At 63.4% G+C, this 18,237-nt stretch carries 13 protein-coding genes; 9 read left to right on the forward strand and 4 right to left on the reverse strand.

The window, feature by feature from the left end; all coding sequences use genetic code 11:
- Window positions 1–100 precede the first annotated feature (100 nt).
- On the forward strand, window positions 101–856 hold the full coding sequence (gene msrA / locus F757_RS0107335) for a peptide-methionine (S)-S-oxide reductase MsrA (RefSeq protein WP_027210844.1): 756 nt from the start codon (window positions 101–103) through the stop codon (window positions 854–856).
- Window positions 857–1,227: 371 nt separating this feature from the next.
- Window positions 1,228–2,124, forward strand: coding sequence for a MipA/OmpV family protein (locus F757_RS0107340; RefSeq protein WP_027210845.1), 897 nt, complete (start codon window positions 1,228–1,230; stop codon window positions 2,122–2,124).
- Window positions 2,125–2,195: 71 nt separating this feature from the next.
- On the opposite strand, the gene treF is transcribed toward F757_RS0107340, so the two are convergent.
- A complete protein-coding gene (gene treF / locus F757_RS0107345; RefSeq protein ID WP_027210846.1) occupies window positions 2,196–4,064 on the reverse strand; it encodes an alpha,alpha-trehalase TreF in 1,869 nt (622 codons plus the stop codon).
- Window positions 4,065–4,307: 243 nt separating this feature from the next.
- On the opposite strand from treF, the gene F757_RS0107350 reads away from it, so the two are divergent.
- From F757_RS0107350 to F757_RS0107365, 4 genes are read left to right on the forward strand one after another with little or no spacing between them, the layout of a single operon-like run.
- The gene (locus F757_RS0107350; RefSeq protein ID WP_027210847.1) at window positions 4,308–7,904 is read left to right on the forward strand and encodes a response regulator; all 3,597 of its coding nucleotides are present in this window, start codon (window positions 4,308–4,310) and stop codon (window positions 7,902–7,904) included.
- A 55-nt stretch (window positions 7,905–7,959) separates the two neighbouring features.
- Window positions 7,960–8,805, forward strand: a complete 846-nt coding sequence (locus F757_RS0107355) for a CheR family methyltransferase (RefSeq protein WP_027210848.1) — start codon at window positions 7,960–7,962, stop codon at window positions 8,803–8,805.
- A 7-nt stretch (window positions 8,806–8,812) separates the two neighbouring features.
- Entirely contained in the window at window positions 8,813–9,442 is a 630-nt protein-coding gene (locus tag F757_RS0107360) for a chemotaxis protein CheB (RefSeq protein WP_156923551.1), read from the forward strand.
- 9 nt (window positions 9,443–9,451) lie between these two features.
- Window positions 9,452–10,579, forward strand: a complete 1,128-nt coding sequence (locus F757_RS0107365) for a hybrid sensor histidine kinase/response regulator (RefSeq protein ID WP_027210850.1) — start codon at window positions 9,452–9,454, stop codon at window positions 10,577–10,579.
- Window positions 10,580–10,612: 33 nt separating this feature from the next.
- Here F757_RS0107365 and F757_RS0107370 read toward each other — a convergent pair whose 3' ends face one another.
- Window positions 10,613–11,554 (reverse strand): LysR family transcriptional regulator, encoded by a 942-nt coding sequence (locus tag F757_RS0107370; RefSeq protein ID WP_027210851.1) that lies wholly within the window; start codon window positions 11,552–11,554, stop codon window positions 10,613–10,615.
- 176 nt (window positions 11,555–11,730) lie between these two features.
- On the opposite strand from F757_RS0107370, the gene F757_RS0107375 reads away from it, so the two are divergent.
- From F757_RS0107375 to F757_RS0107385, 3 genes are all read left to right on the forward strand, one after another.
- Window positions 11,731–12,930 (forward strand): amino acid aminotransferase, encoded by a 1,200-nt coding sequence (locus F757_RS0107375; protein ID WP_027210852.1) that lies wholly within the window; start codon window positions 11,731–11,733, stop codon window positions 12,928–12,930.
- Window positions 12,931–13,018: 88 nt separating this feature from the next.
- Complete coding sequence (locus F757_RS0107380) at window positions 13,019–13,810, forward strand: class II aldolase/adducin family protein (RefSeq protein ID WP_027210853.1); 792 nt, start codon at window positions 13,019–13,021, stop codon at window positions 13,808–13,810.
- Window positions 13,811–13,814: 4 nt separating this feature from the next.
- Complete coding sequence (locus tag F757_RS0107385) at window positions 13,815–14,789, forward strand: 2-dehydropantoate 2-reductase (RefSeq protein WP_027210854.1); 975 nt, start codon at window positions 13,815–13,817, stop codon at window positions 14,787–14,789.
- A 33-nt stretch (window positions 14,790–14,822) separates the two neighbouring features.
- On the opposite strand, the gene F757_RS0107390 is transcribed toward F757_RS0107385, so the two are convergent.
- Both F757_RS0107390 and F757_RS0107395 read right to left on the reverse strand, forming a co-directional pair.
- Entirely contained in the window at window positions 14,823–16,781 is a 1,959-nt protein-coding gene (locus F757_RS0107390; RefSeq protein WP_027210855.1) for an AI-2E family transporter, read from the reverse strand.
- A 164-nt stretch (window positions 16,782–16,945) separates the two neighbouring features.
- Window positions 16,946–18,226 carry a DUF445 domain-containing protein gene (locus F757_RS0107395; protein WP_027210856.1) on the reverse strand — a complete coding sequence of 427 codons (1,281 nt, stop codon included), beginning with the start codon at window positions 18,224–18,226 and terminating at the stop codon, window positions 16,946–16,948.
- Window positions 18,227–18,237 lie beyond the last annotated feature (11 nt).

Raw genomic sequence — 18,237 nt, forward strand, 5'->3', positions numbered from 1 at the left:
ACGACCAACTTTTGGGGCCGTTCGCGTCGCGCAACATCTACACAGACGCTCGTGAACCGAACGGTATCGCTCTCATGCACGTGCAATCAGGACGGACATCATGAATATCGGCAAGCGTATCGACAGCAGGCACTTCGGCTCGCGCACGGCGCGCCGCTTTCCCGGCGGCGGCCTGGGCGCAATCGCGCTGCTGCTCGGGCTCTTTCTCGCGCAAAGCGTGGCGTTTTCAACGGAGCGGGCGGTGCCCATTGCGCCGCCCGCACTGGACGAGCCAGTGGCGGCGGCATCGGCTCACGAGGAGAGCGCGGTGTTCGCGGGCGGCTGCTTCTGGGGCGTGCAGGGCGTGTTCCAGCATGTGCGCGGCGTGAAGCAGGCCGTGTCCGGCTATTCTGGCGGCCAGCGCGAAGCCGCGCATTACGAAACAGTGAGCGGTGGCGCCACGGGCCACGCGGAAGCGGTGCAGGTCGAGTTCGATCCTACCCAGGTCACCTACGGGCAGCTGTTGCAGGTGTACTTTTCGGTGATTCACGACCCGACCCAACTGGACCGTCAAGGGCCAGACAGCGGTCCGCAATATCGGTCGGCGGTGTTCCCCCTGAACGACACACAGCGGCGCGTCGCGCAGAGCTATATCGCACAGCTCGACAAAGCGCGTGCCTATCCGGCGCCTATCGTGACGAAGGTGGAAGCGTTCAAGGGCTTTTATCCGGCCGAGTTTTATCACCAGAATTACCTGACGCAGCATCCCAACTCCGCCTACATTGCGCTCAATGACCTGCCCAAGGTCGCCAACCTGAAGCGGCTCTTCCCCAATCTGTACCGCGACAAGCCGGTGCTCGTTCCGCTCGCGCAGTGAATTCGCCCGGTTGTTACCGCTATCGCCTTTGAGCCTCGCCCGTACCGCACGGCGAGGGACGCTTCGCTGCCCTATGAGGCTACACAGGACCATGGAGGCAAGCCTCAGCGCGCCAGGCCCATATCTTGCACTAGCAGCTCCGTCGGCGAAATCTGCTTTTCTTATATTCCGACGAATACCGCTGTGCATGGCCTGGTGCATTGCCGCAAGCCAACGGGGAGCAGCTAGCGCTTTGCCGTGCAACGCATGTCGTTGCTGAAAAACTTACATGCTGCGCGTAGTAACGCGGCGCTCGCCCGACTCTTACGCGAGGCGCCGGAAGCACGCGAAAAACGTAACCCTCATCGCGATACGCGAGATCGGAGGCATTGGTGTTGAACAGCCGTAGAAAGTGGATCGGGAAGATCCGCAATAAACAAACAGGCATCGCGGCGACTTCCTTGACGGCGCTCGCTGTTGGCGGCATCGCCGCTCTACCGGGGACGGCGCTCGCGCAAACCCCTTCGCCGTTGGGCGAATGGCAGTACTCGGTCGGCATCCCGCTGCAGAAGATCTGGCAGCCGTCCATTCCCGACTGGCAGTTGCGCATTGGCGCTGCCACATCGTTCCAACCGCGCTATGAGGGCTCCGACCGCTATCACCTGATGGCGGGACCGAGCATCGACGTGCGCTATAAAGATCTGTTCTTCTTCTCGAGCGGCGAAGGTCTAGGGGTCAACTTCGCACAAGGGCAGAACTGGCGCGCGAGCCTCGCAGCGGTCTACGACCTGGGTCGGCGCGGCCACGACGATCCGCAGGAACTGAACGGGCTTGGCAACATCAATCCTGCGCCGGGCCTCAAGCTTTCAGGCGAATACGTGATATCGAAAGACTTCCCGCTGGTATTGCGCGCGGACGTACGACGCTATTTCGGCGGCTCCAACGGATGGATCGGCGATTTTGGCGCGTATATGCCCATGCCCGGCAGCTCGAAGAAGTTCTTCTGGTTCGCGGGCCCCAACGTAACGCTCGCCGACTCCACTTATATGAACAGCTGGTTCGGCGTCAACCAGAACCAGGCGGCGCGTTCCGGATATCGGCAATATCACGCAAGCGCAGGCGTCAAGTCGGTAGGCTTTGGCATCAGCGCCGTGTGGCTGTTCGACAAGCACTGGTTTGCCACTGCCGACGGCGCGTTCCAGCAGCTCGTCGGCAGTGCGGGGAATAGTCCGATCACACACCGCAAGGCCAACGGCGTGGCAGACATATCGATCAACTACCGGTTCTGAGGCGGGCATCACGCGAGGCGCAATCGCGTCGGTTACGCAAAGAGTGCGCAGCGCTTGCGTAAGCGCCGCGATTACGGATTCACACGCATGCCTTGCAGCCGGTGCGTGTTTTTCGGGGCGGCTACGGCAGCCGCTGCAGCCGCCGAGACGCCCGCTGGGCCTGCGGGAATATCGCTCGGGCGCGAACTGCTGACGGCTTGCGGATAAAGCGCGAGCAACGTGCGCAATACGCCGTTGGTCCAGCCGAATCCGTCCTGCAACGGATATTCCCCGCCGCCCGCGGACACTCCGGGCAACGCGGCATCCACATCGTATTTCTCGACAAGCTTTCCGGTGTGCTGGTAGTAGGAAACGTTGGTTCTGATCCAGCGGGTCGCGATGGTTTGCGCGAGCGCGGGTTCGCTGTAACGGCGCAAGCCGATCACCGCGAGATATTGCAGCGGCGCCCAGCCGTTCGGCGCGTCCCATTGCTGGCCGCTTGCGACCCGCGTGGTTACGAGGCCGCCGGGGCGCAGCAGTTCGCGCTGCAAGGTCGCTGCTACGGCCTTCGCTTGCTGCCGGCTGGCCACACCCGTATACAGCGGATAAACCGTTGCGGCAGTCAGCTTGTGCGTGAGCGTGCGGTGCACGAAGTCGTAGTCGCCAAAGGCCTGCAATTGCGGGTCCCACAGCACGCGGCGGATGGTGTCTGCGCGCGTCGCGGCACGCTGCGCCATGTTCTCTGCATGCGTGACGTCGCCGCGCATGCGGTACGCCCTGGCGAGCGCGCGCTCCAGATCCACCAGCAGGCAATTCAGATCCACGGGCGCGAGCGATGTCACGTCGACGCTGGCGAGCGTCTTGCCGTCTGCGAACCAGCGCGAGCTGAAATCCCAGCCCGTTTCGCCGCCCGCGCGCAGATTGCGCCACAGGTCTTCGGGGTTGCGTTGCGGCGTTTGCTGCGAGCTGGCGACGTCTTCACGGTACGACTCGTCCCGTGGCGTCGCTCGCTCGTCCCAGTAGCGGTTGAGTAGCGTGCCGTCCGCGAGGCGCACGACATGGCGGCTCGCGTGGCCGGCGGCAAGGCCTTCGCTGCCGTTCATCCAGTATGCGTATTCGCGCCGCAACTGGGGCAGGTATTGGGCATACACGGCGTCGCCGTCCTTCTCGGCCACGAGCCGCACCATCTGCGCAAAGAACGGCGGCTGTGAGCGGCTCAGGTAGTAGGTGCGGTTGCCGTTGGGGATATGGCCATAACGATCGATCAGGGCTGCGAAGTTCTTCAGGGCGTCGACCACCATGGCGTGGCGCCCGCTCGCTTCGAGTCCGAGCATGATGAAGTACGAGTCCCAGTAGTAAATTTCGTCGAAGCGGTCGCCCGGCACGATGTACGGATCGGGCAGCGGCAGCAGCGACGACCAGCGGCTGGCAGTGGAGTCGGGCTCGCGCCGCAGCACGGTCCACAGCGTGTCGATATGGCTCGCTACGTCCTGGTCGGGATCGGACACATAGCTCTTCGATGCCCTTGCAGGCAGCGCAAAGTTGCGCTTGACGAATTCGCCGAGATCGAAGCCCGGCTGCTGCTTCGCGCCCGTGTAACTCGCGGCGATCTGCGATGGCGGCGCGAGCGGCAACATATCGGCGAAAGTCTTGCTGTCAGGAAAAAGGTGGGCGAGCTCCACGTCGCGATAGAGCTCGGGGTATTGCTCGGAGGGCGGCACGGGTACAACCGGGGACGCCAGCTCAGGCGGTTCCACATGCAGCGCGACATGGGTGACGACGCTGCTAGTGCTGGTTGCAATGCCATTCTGCGGCTGAGTGTCAGGGGCATGGGCCGTGGAAGCGGCGCTCGCGAAAGACGCATGCAGCACGACCGCGGCAACGAGCGCATTGCAAAGCCGCAGAGGGCGCAGAGGGCGCAGGGGGCGCAGATGGGTGACAGCGTAGGCGTGATCGTTCATCGGTTGAACAGGTCGAGAAGGGCTGAATGGCATGCGTTGTCCGGATGATTGACCGCAGCCGGTCCGCCAAAGTTGCGTGTGTGCTTCGCGCCTTGTGCAGTGAGGCAAAACGGCGCTCGTATGCGCCATAACCAGGACCCGTCAGGTATGATTAAGCGCTTGCCTAAAGCACGCGAGAACCCACGCGGGATCCTCGAAAAATATTCCGGATCGCAACGACCCGTCTTGCTGAATATAGAAAAAATGACCGCATCCCAGGTTGTCGACGAACGCTACTTTCGCGGCATCATCCGCCGCAACATTGCATTGCCGTTATTGGTCGGCCTCATCACGATAGCCGTATTCGTGGGGCTGATTGCCTACCTCGTTTCCACGACGAATCTCGCCGAGCACTCGGAGCGGGTAATCGGCAAGGCCAATCAGATGCTGCGTCTGGCGGTGGAGCGCGAATCGTCAATGCGCGGTTTTCTCATTACGGGTGACGAAAGCTTTCTCGGCCAATACGAAAACGGCGGCCCGCTGTTCAAAACGCAAATGGAGGAACTGCAGGCTCTCGTCTCCGACAACCCGATGCAGGTCGAAAAACTCAAGCAGATCGCTACGATTCAGGAGCGCTGGAACCGCTTTGCCGAAAACATGATCGACTCGCGCCGCAGAATGCAGGACGTGGCGAGTATCGTGTCGAGCGGCCGCGGAAAGATGGAATTCGACGCCATACGAAAGGAGTTCGACGACTTCCTCGACGTGGAATTAAGCCTGCGCCAGGAACGCAGCGAGGCGTCGCGGCGCCTCACAGGCGTGCTGGTGACGGTGTTTCTACTCTTTAGCATCGTCATAAACAGCCTGCTTGCATGGATGGGCCGGCGGGAATTGCTGAATCTGGCCGGTGCGTACGACAAGGCGCTGCGTCAGCAGGCGGAACAGACGCAGGCTCTGGAGCGGCAGGTGTGGCTGCGCTCGGGGCAGCGCATGCTCGCCGAGCGCGTGGTCGGGCAGGCCACGCCGCAACTGGTCGGCAGTGCAATGCTGGATTGCCTCGCGCAGTACCTGGACGCGGTGGTTGCCGCTCTGTACGTGCGCGACAAGCGGCACGGCACGCTGCGCCGCATCGCGACCTACGGGTTTAGCCGCGAGGGCGAGCAGGCCGCCGCGCGCGACCTTGGCCAGGCGGACACGCTGGTCGGCCAGGCGGCCGCCTCGCGCCGCATGGTCGTGATGCGCGACGTACCCGACAATTACATCCAGGTTGTTTCCGCAACGGGCAAAAGCGCGCCGAAGAACCTGATCATCATGCCCGTTGCAAGCGAAGGCGAAATCAATGGCGTGGTGGAACTCGGCTTCATGCGTCCACTCGCGCCGCGTGACGAAGAGTTCATCGAGCTCGTCAGCAACAGCATGGGCGACTTTATCGAAGCGGCGATTTATCGCGAGCGCTTGCAGGACGCGCTGATCGAAACCCAGCAGTTGAACGAAGAGTTGCAGGTGCAGCAGGAAGAACTGCGCGTTTCCAACGAAGGTCTGGAGGAACGCGGCCGCGCGCTGCTCGACACGCAAACGCGGCTACAGGCGCAGCAGGCGGAGCTCGAGCAGACCAACGTGCAGCTCGAAGAGTATGCGCACCGGCTGGAGCGGCAGAAAGCAGACCTGCTGCGCGCGCAGGACGACCTTGCCGCGAATGCCGAGCGTCTTGAGCAATCGAGCCGCTACAAGTCCGAGTTTCTCGCGAACATGTCGCATGAACTGCGCACGCCGCTCAACAGTTCGCTGATTCTCGCCAAGCTTCTGCAACAGAACCGCACTGGCAATCTCACCGAAGAGCAGGTGCGTTACGCGGAAACCATTCACGCATCGAATAGCGATCTGCTGGTGTTGATCAACGACATCCTCGATCTTTCCAAGGTCGAGGCGGGGCAGGTGAGCGTCGAACTTGAAACCGTTTCGATCGACGCTACGTTGCAGTCGCTCGAGGAGCTGTTCAAGCCGATGGCGGGCGCCAAGCATCTGAGCCTGGTATTCGACCGTTCACCCGGTGCGCCCGAGACTATTGTTAGCGACGGGCAGCGTGTCACGCAGATTCTGCGCAATCTGCTGTCGAACGCGTTGAAATTTACGGAGCGCGGCGAGGTTGCGCTCTCGGTCGCCCCGGCGGACGACGGCATGCTGCGCATCGACGTGCGCGATTCCGGCATCGGCATTGCGGCCGACAAGCTGGAAATGATTTTCGAAGCGTTCCAGCAGGCGGACGGGTCGACGAGTCGCCAGTACGGCGGCAGCGGCCTTGGCTTGTCCATTTCGCGCGAATTCGCCCGCTTGCTGGGCGGTCGTATCACCGTTGCGAGCGAACCCGGCAAGGGCAGTGTATTCACGCTATGGCTGCCGCTCGACGCGCGCGCGGCGCTGGCCGCGGGCGGCGAAAGCGCAATTGCGGCCTCGCAGCAGCCCACGCCCGCGAGTCCAACCGCCACGAACGGCAGTGCGGATCAGGCACTGGTCGCGCCTGTGTCGTGGAGCGATGCGTCACCGGCGGTCATCACTCCGGCCAACGGTTTGCTGACGGCGAGGCCCGCTTCTGCCGAGGGGGCGCGCAGTGCCGTGCAGGCTGGCGGCGCGCAGGAGGGCGGCCCGGCGGCCATTGCGGATGACCGCGAGCACCGCACCCGCGCCGGCCGTCTTATCGTGGCGGTCGAAGACGACCTCGCGTTTGCCGAGATCCTGCGAGACCTGGTGCATGAGCTCGACTTCGACTTTGTGCATGCGAGCAACGCGGCCAGCGGGCTCGCGCTCGTGCGCGACATGCGTCCGGCTGCCGTGCTTCTCGACGTGGGCTTGCCGGACCGCTCGGGCCTCACCGTGCTCGAGTGGCTGAAGAACGACCCGCTCACGCGCCACATTCCGATTCATATCGTGTCGGCCACGGACCACGCCGACAAGGCGCTGCATCTCGGCGCCATTGGCTATACGCTCAAGCCAACCGCGCGCTCCACGATGGAAGCCGCGATCCGCCGTCTTGAAGCGCGCCTGCAACAGCGTCTGAAGCGCGTGCTGGTGATCGAAGACGACACGCCGATGCGCGAAAGTATTCGCGCGCTGCTGCAAAGCGAAAACACCGAGATCGTTGCGGTCGCAACGTTATCGGAGGCGCTCGAGCACCTTGAGAAGCTGTCCTTCGATTGCGTCGTGACCGACCTCGCGCTGCCGGACGGCACAGGCTACGGCCTGCTCGAGCGCCTCGCGGGCAACCCGGAACATGCCGCGTTGCCGGTGATCGTCTACACCGGCCGCATGCTGTCCGACGAAGAAGAGCACCGTCTGCGCCGCTATTCGAAGTCGATCATCATCAAGGGTGCGAAGTCTCCGGAGCGCCTGCTCGACGAAGTAACGCTCTTTCTGCACAGCGTGGAGTCGTCGCTTGCGCCCGAGCAGCAGCGCATGCTGCGCACCGTACGGCAGCGCGACAATGCATTCGAGGGCCGCACGATCCTGCTCGCCGAAGACGACGTGCGCAACATCTTCGCGCTTTCGCATGTGATCGAGCCGCTCGGCGCAAAGCTGCAGATCGCGCGCAATGGCCGCGAAGCGCTGGAGGCGCTGGAAAACGGCCCCGAAGTCGATCTGATCCTGATGGACATCATGATGCCGGAAATGGACGGTCTGACTGCAATGGGCGAGATCCGGCGCAATCCGCGTTTCGCGCATTTGCCGATCATTGCGTTGACGGCGAAGGCCATGGCGAACGACCGTCTGCGTTGCCTCGAAGCGGGCGCGGACGATTACGTGTCCAAGCCCATCGACGTGGACAAACTGGTTGCGCTGTGCCGTGTCTGGCTGCGCCAGCGATAACGACGAACACAACGCAGGTGACGCAGTGGTGCAAGCTGGCGATACGGGCAACGCAATGAGCCAATCCGAACTGGATGCACGGCAACGCATGAGCGATTTCGACATCGAGTTGAAATTGCTGCTGGAGGCTATCTACCTCAAGTACCAGCACGATTTTCGTCACTACGCGATGTCGTCGCTGCGCCGCCGCCTGTCGCAGGCGCTTGAAGAATTCGGCCTCGGTACGTTGTCGCAATTGCAGGACCGCATCATGCGCAATGGCGACGAATTCTCGCGGCTGTTTCAGTATCTCACCGTGCAGGTCAGCGACATGTTTCGCGATCCTGCCTATTTCCTCGCGCTGCGCGAACATGTGTTGCCGCGCCTTCGCACGTATCCGTCCATCAAGGTGTGGGTGGCCGGTTGCAGTACCGGCGAAGAACTGTGGTCGCTGAAAATACTGTTCGACGAAGAAGGCTTGACCGAACGCACGCTGTTTTACGCCACCGACATCAATCCCGACGCACTGGCGCGCGCCGAGGCCGGCATTTATGCGCTGGACCGGATTCAGGGCTTCACGCAAAACTACCTCGCGGCGGGCGGCACGCGCTCGCTCTCCGATTATTATCACGCGGCATATAACGGCGCGCGTTTCGCGGGCTCCCTCAAGGGCCGCGTGGTGTTCGCCGACCACAGTCTTTCTACCGACGAGGTCTTTCTCGAAGCGCACCTCGTGTCGTGCCGCAATGTGCTGATCTATTTCGACCGCGGCTTGCAGGATCGCGCGCTGGGGCTGTTCGAAAACGCGCTGGTGCGGCGCGGCTTTCTCGGCCTCGGCAGCAAGGAAACGCTGCGTTTTTCGCGTCATTACGAAGCCTTCGACGAATTCCGTCCGGGCGAACGCATCTACCAGAAGCGTTGATACCAACGTGACCACGCGCTCAATCACTCAGCCCGACGCCCGTGCAACGCGCAGCGCGCAGGATGCGCGCGCCTGCGAGCTTGTGGTGATCGGCGGTTCGGCGGGCGGCATGGAGGTCATCAATCTGCTGCTCGACGCGTTACCCGCCACCTTCGCCCCAGCCGTGATGATCGTAATGCATCTGCCGCCCGATCCGCCGAGCTATCTCGTGCACGCGTTGGCGCACCGTTGCGTCCTGCCTGTAGTCGAACCGGACGCCGGCGAGCAGATCACGCCTGGGCGCGTGCATGTCGCCCCGCCTGGCTATCACATGCTGGTCGAGGTGGACCGCACCGTTGCGCTTTCAACCGATGCGGCCGTGCGCTTTTCGCGGCCCTCTATCGACGTGCTGTTCGAGTCCGCGGCCACGGTGTATCGCGAGCATCTGCTGGCGTTGCTGCTGTCCGGCGCGAACGACGACGGCGCGCAAGGCCTGCAGCGCGTGCGTGCATTGGGCGGCGTGACATGGGTGCAGGACCCGGGCACCGCCTCTTCGCCCGACATGCCGCGTACCGCAATAGAACGCGGTGCGGCCGATTTCATCTATTCTCCCGAAACCATGGCCCGGCGGCTCGCAGCATGGCCGGCCTCTCTTTGACCCGATGCCATGTCGAACCCACCCGTAAACATTCTTATCGTCGACGACATCGCTCACAACATCACCGCGCTCAAGGCATTGCTGACGCGTCCCGATGTTGCCGTGCTGGTGGCCGATTCGGGCACGGCCGCGCTCGATCTGCTGCTCAAGCACGAAGTGGCTCTCGCCATTCTCGACGTCAACATGCCCGGCATGAACGGTTTCGAGCTGGCAGCTCTGATGAGAGGCAGTCCGCGCACGTCGCATGTCCCCATCATTTTTCTGACCGCTACCGCTCAGGATGCGTCGCGCACATTTCGCGGCTACGAAGCGGGCGCGGTTGATTTCCTCTACAAGCCGTTCGATCCGCGCATTCTGCAATCGAAAGTGGACGTGTTCGTTCAGCTCGAGCAGCAGAAGCGCCAGCTCGCCGCGCAACTCGTCACCACCCAGCAGATGCTGGAAGCGAACGAGATGCTGATGGCCGTGCTTAGCCACGACCTGCGCACGCCGCTCGGCGCGGTGCTTGCGTCCGCCGAATATCTGATGCGCACCGCCGCCGACCAGCAGTCCGCGACAGTGGCCGCACGCGTGAAAAACAGCTCGCTGCGCATGGCGCGCATGGTCGACCAGCTGCTCAATCTCGCGCGCCTGCAAGGTGGACGTCTGCCGTTGCAGCCGCGCTCAATCGAACTGGCGTCGCTGTGCCGCTCGGTGATCGACGAATTCACTTCGCGCGAGAACGGCAAGCGCATTGTGTTCACGAGCCACGGCAATACTGCGGGAGCATGGGATACGGATCTGGTGTGGCAGGCAGTGTCCAACCTTGTCAGCAATGCGCTGCACCACGGCGCAGAGGGCGGCGACGTCAGTGTGGAAGTAGATGGCACAGCGGACGATTACGTGCGGCTGAAGGTGGCCAACCGCGGCGTGATTCCGCCGGAAGTGTTCCCGCATCTCTTCAAGGCATTTGGGCCCAATAACGGCGGCTCGCGCTCGCGCCAGGGGCTTGGCCTCGGCCTGCACATCGTGCACGAAATCGCGCGCATGCACGCAGGCAGTGTCAGCGTGAAATCCGACGAATCCACCGGCACTGTCTTCACTATCGAACTGCCGCGAATGGTCACTCTGCAACGCGGCTCGTTTTCCGGCAAGTGAGCGCGGCAATCCGTGTAGCGGCCCGGCCGTATTCTAGCCGCGTGTTGCTCGCGTATGCGCCTGCATGTCTCGATCCCAGCGCTTGAGCCACGGCAGCAGGAAGTCTGCGAAGCCGGCAGCGGGCGGTGACAACGCGCGCTCAGTGGAGCGATAAAGACACACCTCGCGGATCGTCTCCGGCTCGACGATCCGTTTCATCACCAGCCCGAAAGTGCGCGCGAGCGGCGCCACGTAAGCCGGGGCGAGCGTCACTGCAAGACCGCGTGAGGCGATACCGAAAGCGGTGGTGACGTTGTCCACGACATCGACGGGAACGATGCGCGCCTCGACGGGTAGAACCGCGAGCATCTGATCGACCGCGCGTTCGTGGTCGCGCCCTGTCGCGACGATAGGGATATTGCGCAACTGCTGCCACTGCACGCGCCTGCGCTCGCCGAGCGGATGCGAAGGCGCACACCACATGACCCACGGACTCGCGAACGCCGTGTCCCGCTGCACGCGCGTACCACTTGGGCGGTCGGGTCCAATGGCGAGATCGAGGTCCGCGCTTTCCACGCGCTCCACCAGTTGCTCCACCACGGTATCGCAAATGCGCACGACTACCTTGGGCTTGTCGCGCGCATAGTCGGCAATCGCAGCGGGCAGCGCGGTGGACGCGAGCACCAGCGGCGCGCCGATGCGAACGATGCCGGCGGCGCGGTTGCGAATATCGTCGGCGGATTGAGCCGCAGCGCGCACATGGCGCAGCACCGATTCGGCCGAGGCGAGGAAGTCCTGCCCCGCGCTCGACAGATTCACGCGCCGTGTGGTCCTGTCGAACAGGCGAAAGCCAAGTTCCGCTTCGAGTTCGGCGAGCAGTTGACTGACCGCGGACGAAGTGAGCCCGAGCCGCGCGGCCGCTGCGCCGATGCTCTGAAGATCGACAATGGCGAGAAACGCCTCGAACTGACGAATGGTGACGCGGGTAAGAGCCATCCGGCGATTATAAAGAGCAACTTACGAATCGTGAAAAATCGGTTGATTGTGAATTGTCACCTGCTGATCGACACTTGTCCCAATCGACGCGAGTCCGCAAAGGCGCTTAGACTTTCCGTCTCGCCCCGCGGTGTGACGCAATGCAGAGCTCGGCGGGCTCCAATCAAGGAAATGCCATGTTTGAACATATCCCCGCCTATCCAGGCGACCCCATTCTCAGCCTGAACGAAGACTTCCAGCTCGATCCGCGCCCGAACAAAGTCAATCTGAGCATTGGCATCTATTTCGACGACGCAGGCAAGCTGCCCGTCATGGACGCCGTGCGCCGCGCGGAAACGGCCTTGCTCGATGCAATCGGTCCGCGTTCCTATCTGCCTATGGCGGGCCTGCCGCTCTACCGCGAAACGGCGCAGACGCTCGTCTTCGGCGCGCACAGCGAAGCCCGCGCAGAGGGCCGCATTGCGACATTGCAGACCATCGGTGGCTCGGGCGCGCTGAAGGTCGGGGCGGATTTTCTGCGGCGCTATTTTCCCGCTTCGCAAATCTGGATCAGCGACCCGAGCTGGGAGAATCACCGCGTCGTGTTCGAAGGCGCGGGTCTGACCGTCAATACCTATCCTTACTACGACGAGGCGACAGGCGGGCTGCGTTTCGCCGATATGATCGACGCGATCGACCGGCTGCCCGAGCGCAGCGTCGTGCTGTTGCACGCCTGCTGCCACAACCCGACGGGCGTCGATCTGAGCGCCGCGCAATGGGCTGAGCTCGTGCCGGTACTGCAGCGTCGCAAGCTGATCGCGTTCGTCGATATGGCTTATCAAGGTTTCGGCGCGGGCCTCGAGGAAGACGCCGCTTGCGTGCGCATGCTGGCAGAGGCCGGCATTGCGCTCATGGCAGCCAATTCGTTTTCGAAGAATTTCTCGCTGTACGGCGAGCGTTGCGGTGCGCTCAGCGTCGTGTGCAACAACGCGGACGAAGCGGGCCGTGTGCTCGGCCAGTTGATGTCCACGGTGCGCGCGAACTACAGCAATCCGCCCACGCATGGCGCGCGGCTCGTTGCAAACGTGTTGTCGGATGCGTCGTTGCGCGCTTCGTGGGAGGCGGAGCTGGCCACCATGCGCGAGCGCATTCTCGCGATGCGCGGCACGATTCACGCGGGACTCGCCGGGCGTGTCGACGAAGTCATGCGCGCGCGTTACGTCGCGCAACGCGGCATGTTCACCTATACGGGCCTGAGCGAAAGCCAGGTCGAGCGGCTGCGCAATGAACACGCGGTGTATGTGCTGCGCTCGGGCCGCATGTGCGTGGCGGGCCTGAATGCGCGCAACGCGGACTATGTGGCGTCGTCGATTGCAGCAGTGGTGGCAAACGCATAGCGGCGTTGCGACGCGAGCCGCTCCCGCCCACGTGCATAGCGGCAGGCCGGGCGTAGCGCACAGCCACGAGATAACCCTGGAGACGTCGATGACGACACTTGATATCGCACCGGCGAGTGCGCCGAAAAACGCCCATATGCATCCCGACGAACGGCGGGCGCGCGTGCAACTGGCTGCCTGTTACCGCATTTTCGACATGCTCGGCTGGACCGAGATGATCTACAACCACATCACGTTGCGCGTGCCTGACAGCGTGAGCGGCGGTGAGCGGCAGTTCCTCATCAACCCATTCGGCTTGCACTACAGCGAGGTGACGGCAAGCAATCTGGTGAAAATCGACGCACAGGGGCGCGTGCTCGACGGCTCGCACTATCCGGTGAATCCCGCTGGTTTTGTCGTGCACGCGGCGATCCATCAGGGCGTGCCGGGCGCGCATTGCGTGATGCACACGCACACCACGGCGGGCGTGGCGGTGGCCTGTCTGGAAGAGGGCTTGCAGCAAACCAACTTCTACAGCGCGCAGTTGCACGACCGCATTGCGTATCACGACTTCGAGGGCATCACCGTGCATGCGGAAGAAGGGCCGCGGCTCGTCGAACATATCGGCGACAGACAAGCGGTGATTCTGCGCAATCACGGCCTGCTTGCATGGGGCGCCACCTTACCGCAGACTTTCGCGATTCTATGGACGTTGAACCGCGCGTGCGAGATCCAGATGGCGACATTCTCGATGGGCCGGGCCCGACCGGTGCCGGAAGATGTGGCGATCCGCTGCTCGCGCGACGCGCTCCAGTTCGATCCCCGTCACGGTGCGGGGCAGGACGTGTTCGATGCACTCGTGCGGCGTGTCGAGCGTATCGACGCCAGTTACAAGGACTGAATTCATGAAGGCAGCAATTTACGGCGCAGGCGCCATTGGCGGTTGGATGGGCGTGAAGCTCGCGCGAGCGGGTCACGAGGTTGGCGTGGTTGCGCGCGGCGCGACCCTTGCCGCTGTGCGTGAACACGGCTTGCGCCTGATCGAAGGCGGCAACGCGCATGCAGTAAATGTGCGAGCCGAGGAACAGCCAGCCGCGCTCGGTGTGCAGGATCTGGTGGTGATCGCGGTCAAGGGGCCTGCCATGGCATCGGTAGCCGCGCAGATCGCGCCGCTGCTCGGCCCGCAAACCATCGTGCTGACCGCCATGAACGGCGTGCCGTGGTGGTTTTGCGAGGGACTCGGCGGCGCTTTCGCGGGCAAGCGGCTCAAAACCATCGACCCCGACGGCGCCATCGCCGCCGCGATTCCCGCTCAGCAGACAGTAGGCTGCGTGGTGCATGCCAGTTGCCTCGTCGAGGCGCCTGGCGTGATCCGGCATCATCAGGGCAATGGGCTGATTATCGGCGAGGCGGCGGGGCGTTCCGGCGAACGGGTGAAGGCGCTAACAGGCATGCTGGCCGCGGCGGGTTTCAGTGCGTCGATGTCGGAGCAGATTCAGCGCGAGGTCTGGTACAAGCTGTGGGGCAACATGACGATGAACCCGATCAGCGCGATCACCGGCGCCACCACGGACCGCATTCTCAGCGACGAACTGGCGCGCGGCTTTGTCACGAGCATCATGCTGGAGGCCAAGGAGATCGGCGCGCGTTTTGGCATTCCGATCGATCAGCATCCCGAAGACCGTCATGCGGTCACGCTCAAGCTCGGCGCGATGAAAACGTCGATGCTTCAGGATGTGCAGGCCGGCAAGGCGGTGGAACTCGACGCATTGGTGAGCGCGGTCCGCGAGCTCGGGCAACTGACCGGCGTCAACACCCCATACACCGATGCGCTGCTGGGTCTCGCGCGTCTGCATGCACGCACGCTGGGTCTGTATTGAGGGCGGTGTGCCGGCCAGCAGTGAGCCATCCCGCTACTCCGCAGCGCCGGCGACATGTGAATGCTCGCGCGTGTGCAATACGGACGCCGCCACTTGGCATTCCTCGATCATCACGCGAAACGTCGGCGCGCAATGCGCAGCGGCGGTCGCGCCCATTGCCGCGTCGTGCCCGTTTTCCGCGGTGCCGCCCACGCCGACCACGAGCGTCGCCCGCGGCCGCCATTCGCGCGTACGCCGCAGCATGTTGCGCAGATAGGGCGGCGACTCCGGAGCGTCCAGCGTCACGATGCAGATGATCGGCGCATTCCTGAAGCCCGGTTCGTCGGCGCGCGCGCTGCGGTAGCCGGAGTGCGTCGCCATAATCGGTGCGAAGCCGAGGCGGCCGAGCAGTTGCACCGCGATGGCGGTCGTCACTTCGTCGAACGCGCCGCGTCCGGGCACGCACAACACCGCGGTTCTCTCGCCGTCATTGGGTGAGGACGGATGAGCGCGCGCATGAGTGGCGTTTCGCTCCGACAGATCCGCCGACGTAGCCGCGTGCAGCGCCAGCGCGTCGTGCGGTTCCGGGCGCGCGAGGCGGTCCGGCAAACCCTCCGCAATCTCGAGGTTTTCGACGATGTCCACCAGTGCTTCGTTCACGCGCGCCAACTGGTCGGGCATCAGCACCCCGCGCATTGCATCGTTGCGTGCGAGTTTGAGCCCTTCGAGCGCGACCTTGTCGTAGTAGTCGATCAGCGACATCTCGCGCAACAGGCGCTCGGCCTGCACGATCGCTTCGTGCGGATCGTCGGCCAGCAACCGTTGATAGAAAGTTTGCGCGGGTGTGAGCGCCGGCTGGTCGCCGAGCAGCACCGTTAGAAAGTTCAGGCGGTCGGCGTAACGCCCGAGCGTTACCAGGCACAGAGTGAGCGGCGTGGAAAGCACGAGGCCAATCGGCCCCCACAGCCAGCTCCAGAAAATGGCGGCCACCACTACCGCAAGCGGCGAGAGTCCCGAGCGGTGTCCATACAGCAGCGGCTCCGCAATCTGCCCGGCCACCACATCCACGACGATAAACAGGATCAGCGTGTACACCGCCATCGTCCATTGCGGCTGGATCGCGGCGGCGAGGAATACCGCGAGAATCGCCGCGATCCAGATGCCGATATATGGCACGAAGCGCAGCAGTGCCGCGATCACGCCGAACAGCAGCGCACCCGGCACGCCGATAATCGCGAGACCAATCGCGATCACGCCGCCCGCGCTCAGATTCACGCCCAGTTGCGCGACGAAGTAGCGGCTCAAACGCACGGCCGCGTCGTTGATCGCGGTAGTCGTGCGATGCAAGTCGCGCGAGCCGAACAGGCTGATCAGGCGGTCGCGCAAGTCCTCGCGTTGCAGCAGGATGAAGATCGTGACCACCAGCACGATGAACGTGGTTTCAATCGGGGCAATGGCCGGCGACAGTGCGCGCTGCGCGAGCTGCAGCGGCGTGGGCGACGGCTCGTGCACTTCGACGGGCGTGGGCACGGCCGGCGCATTGCGCGCCGCGCGGCCGGTAGGCCGTGGCGGCGGCGGCTTCGAGGGCGCGACGCGTTGCAGCGTGGCGGCCGCTCGGGTCATCAACGAATCGGCGCGGCCGATCGTCTTCTCCTGCACGGTCTCGATCTTCTGCTCGATGGCCACTTGATACTGCGGCAAGTCGCTCGCGAGTTGCACAAGCTGCGCGCCGATCAGCGCGCCGACCGCAAGCAGCGCGGCAAGGGCGAACAGCACGGCGATGAAAATAGACGGCAATTGCCCCATATGCAGGCGCCTTAGCATCTGCACGAGCGGCGCGAGCAGAAAGCTCAGCAACACCGAGAGTGTGATGGGAATCAGCACCGCACGGCCGAAGTAGAGCGCGCAAACCACCACGACGCCGGTGATAACCGAGGCAAGGCCATGCAAGCCGGGCGCGCCGGGAGGATAAACGCGACTTGGGCGCCCGTGCGGCGGTAGGGATATTTTCATGAGCACATTGTCCGATTGAGCGGCGCGGTCGCTTTGAGGTCCTGCACGCGAAGAACACGGCGGGGGATCGGGCCATGGGGCCTCGGGGCCATAGGGCCACTGCGACGGAGCAAACCTTATGCCCGGATTGTAGGCGTTCTGGGCTGCGATGCGATACAGGCGCGCTAGCCGAACTGCAGGCGCAGCAACTCGAATAGTTGCGAACTCACATAAAGCAGCAAGCCGATAAAGCCGCCCACCACCGTACCGTTGATGCGGATATATTGCAGATCGCGGCCGATGTTCAGCTCGATTTGCCGCGACATGTCCTCTGCGTTCCAGTTCTTCACGGTATCGCTGATATGTCGTGTGAGGAAACGCGCAAACTCCGGTGCCATTGCGCGTGCGGCTTCTTCCAGGTGGTCGTTGAGCGACTGGCGCAGCGCCGCGTCGTTCGCGAGCTCGCGGCCAACCCATTGTCCGGCCGCGACGACTCGCGCGTGCAATGCCGAGTCGCTGCTCAGCAGATCGCGTTTGAGCCACGCGCGCAATTCGCCCCACATGTCCTTCACATAGGAGGCAAGTGCTTCGCCCTCCACCAGATAACGCTTCAGTTCCTCGCCTTTTTGCAGGAACGCGGGATCGCTTTTGAGCTTGACGATCAGCTTGTGGGCGGCGTCATCGAATTTCTGGCGCAACTGGTGTGTGGGGTTTTCGCTGATCTGTTCGAGCATCCGGTTCACGGCGCTGGCGATGGCCTCGGCACCTTTCTCGCCGAGCCACGCGGACGGCAGAATCTTCTCCATCTTCGGATACTCGCTCTTCACCCAATCGACGATACGTTCCGCGATAAACTCGCGCGCCTCGGCCTGGCGCAGCAGCGCAAGAACCTGTTCGATACCGGCGTCGAGCAGTTCCTGATGGCGGCCGTCCTTCGTGAGCGTGTCGAGAATCGAGCCCATCGACTGCGAAAGGTCGACTTTGCCGAGCACGTCGCGCAGCGCGTCCTTGATGAACGCCTGAATGCGCACGTCGTCAGTGAGATCGAGCATGCCGCCCGTCACCTTCACCACGTAGTCGGCAATACGTGCGCTGTTGGCAGGCGCCGAGAGCCAGCGCGTAATGCTCTGCGCCGGGTCGTGCTTCTTGATCAGACCGACGAGCGACGGCACGTCGAGAAACTTGTCCTGCACGAAGACGGCCAGGTTGTCGGCAATCTTGTGCTTGTTGCGCGGAATGATCGCCGTGTGCGCGGAGACAATCGGAATCGGCACGCGCCTGAAGAGCGCGGCGACGGCGAACCAGTCGGCGAGCGCGCCCACCATAGCCGCCTCGGCCACTGCCTTGATACCGTCGATCCACACGCCGCGCGGGAGCAACGCCGTCGCGACAAAGACGCAGGCCGCGGCGGCGAGCAGCAGCAAGGGCGTGCGTTTGGCTTTCTTCAGTTCGAGTGCTTTGTTCATCGGCGCGAGAG

It is taken from the genome of Burkholderia sp. WSM2232, assembly GCF_000472545.1.
Taxonomy (GTDB): Bacteria; Pseudomonadota; Gammaproteobacteria; order Burkholderiales; family Burkholderiaceae; genus Paraburkholderia.

Coding starts and splice junctions, on each gene's coding strand:
- F757_RS0107350 (WP_027210847.1), top strand. CDS start 4,308: ATGACCGCATCCCAGGTTGTCGACGAACGCTACTTTCGCGGCATCATC.
- treF (WP_027210846.1), bottom strand. CDS start 4,064: ATGAACGATCACGCCTACGCTGTCACCCATCTGCGCCCCCTGCGCCCT.
- F757_RS0107390 (WP_027210855.1), bottom strand. CDS start 16,781: ATGAAAATATCCCTACCGCCGCACGGGCGCCCAAGTCGCGTTTATCCT.
- F757_RS0107370 (WP_027210851.1), bottom strand. CDS start 11,554: ATGGCTCTTACCCGCGTCACCATTCGTCAGTTCGAGGCGTTTCTCGCC.
- F757_RS0107375 (WP_027210852.1), top strand. CDS start 11,731: ATGTTTGAACATATCCCCGCCTATCCAGGCGACCCCATTCTCAGCCTG.
- F757_RS0107355 (WP_027210848.1), top strand. CDS start 7,960: ATGAGCCAATCCGAACTGGATGCACGGCAACGCATGAGCGATTTCGAC.
- F757_RS0107395 (WP_027210856.1), bottom strand. CDS start 18,226: ATGAACAAAGCACTCGAACTGAAGAAAGCCAAACGCACGCCCTTGCTG.
- F757_RS0107385 (WP_027210854.1), top strand. CDS start 13,815: ATGAAGGCAGCAATTTACGGCGCAGGCGCCATTGGCGGTTGGATGGGC.
- msrA (WP_027210844.1), top strand. CDS start 101: ATGAATATCGGCAAGCGTATCGACAGCAGGCACTTCGGCTCGCGCACG.
- F757_RS0107380 (WP_027210853.1), top strand. CDS start 13,019: ATGACGACACTTGATATCGCACCGGCGAGTGCGCCGAAAAACGCCCAT.
- F757_RS0107365 (WP_027210850.1), top strand. CDS start 9,452: ATGTCGAACCCACCCGTAAACATTCTTATCGTCGACGACATCGCTCAC.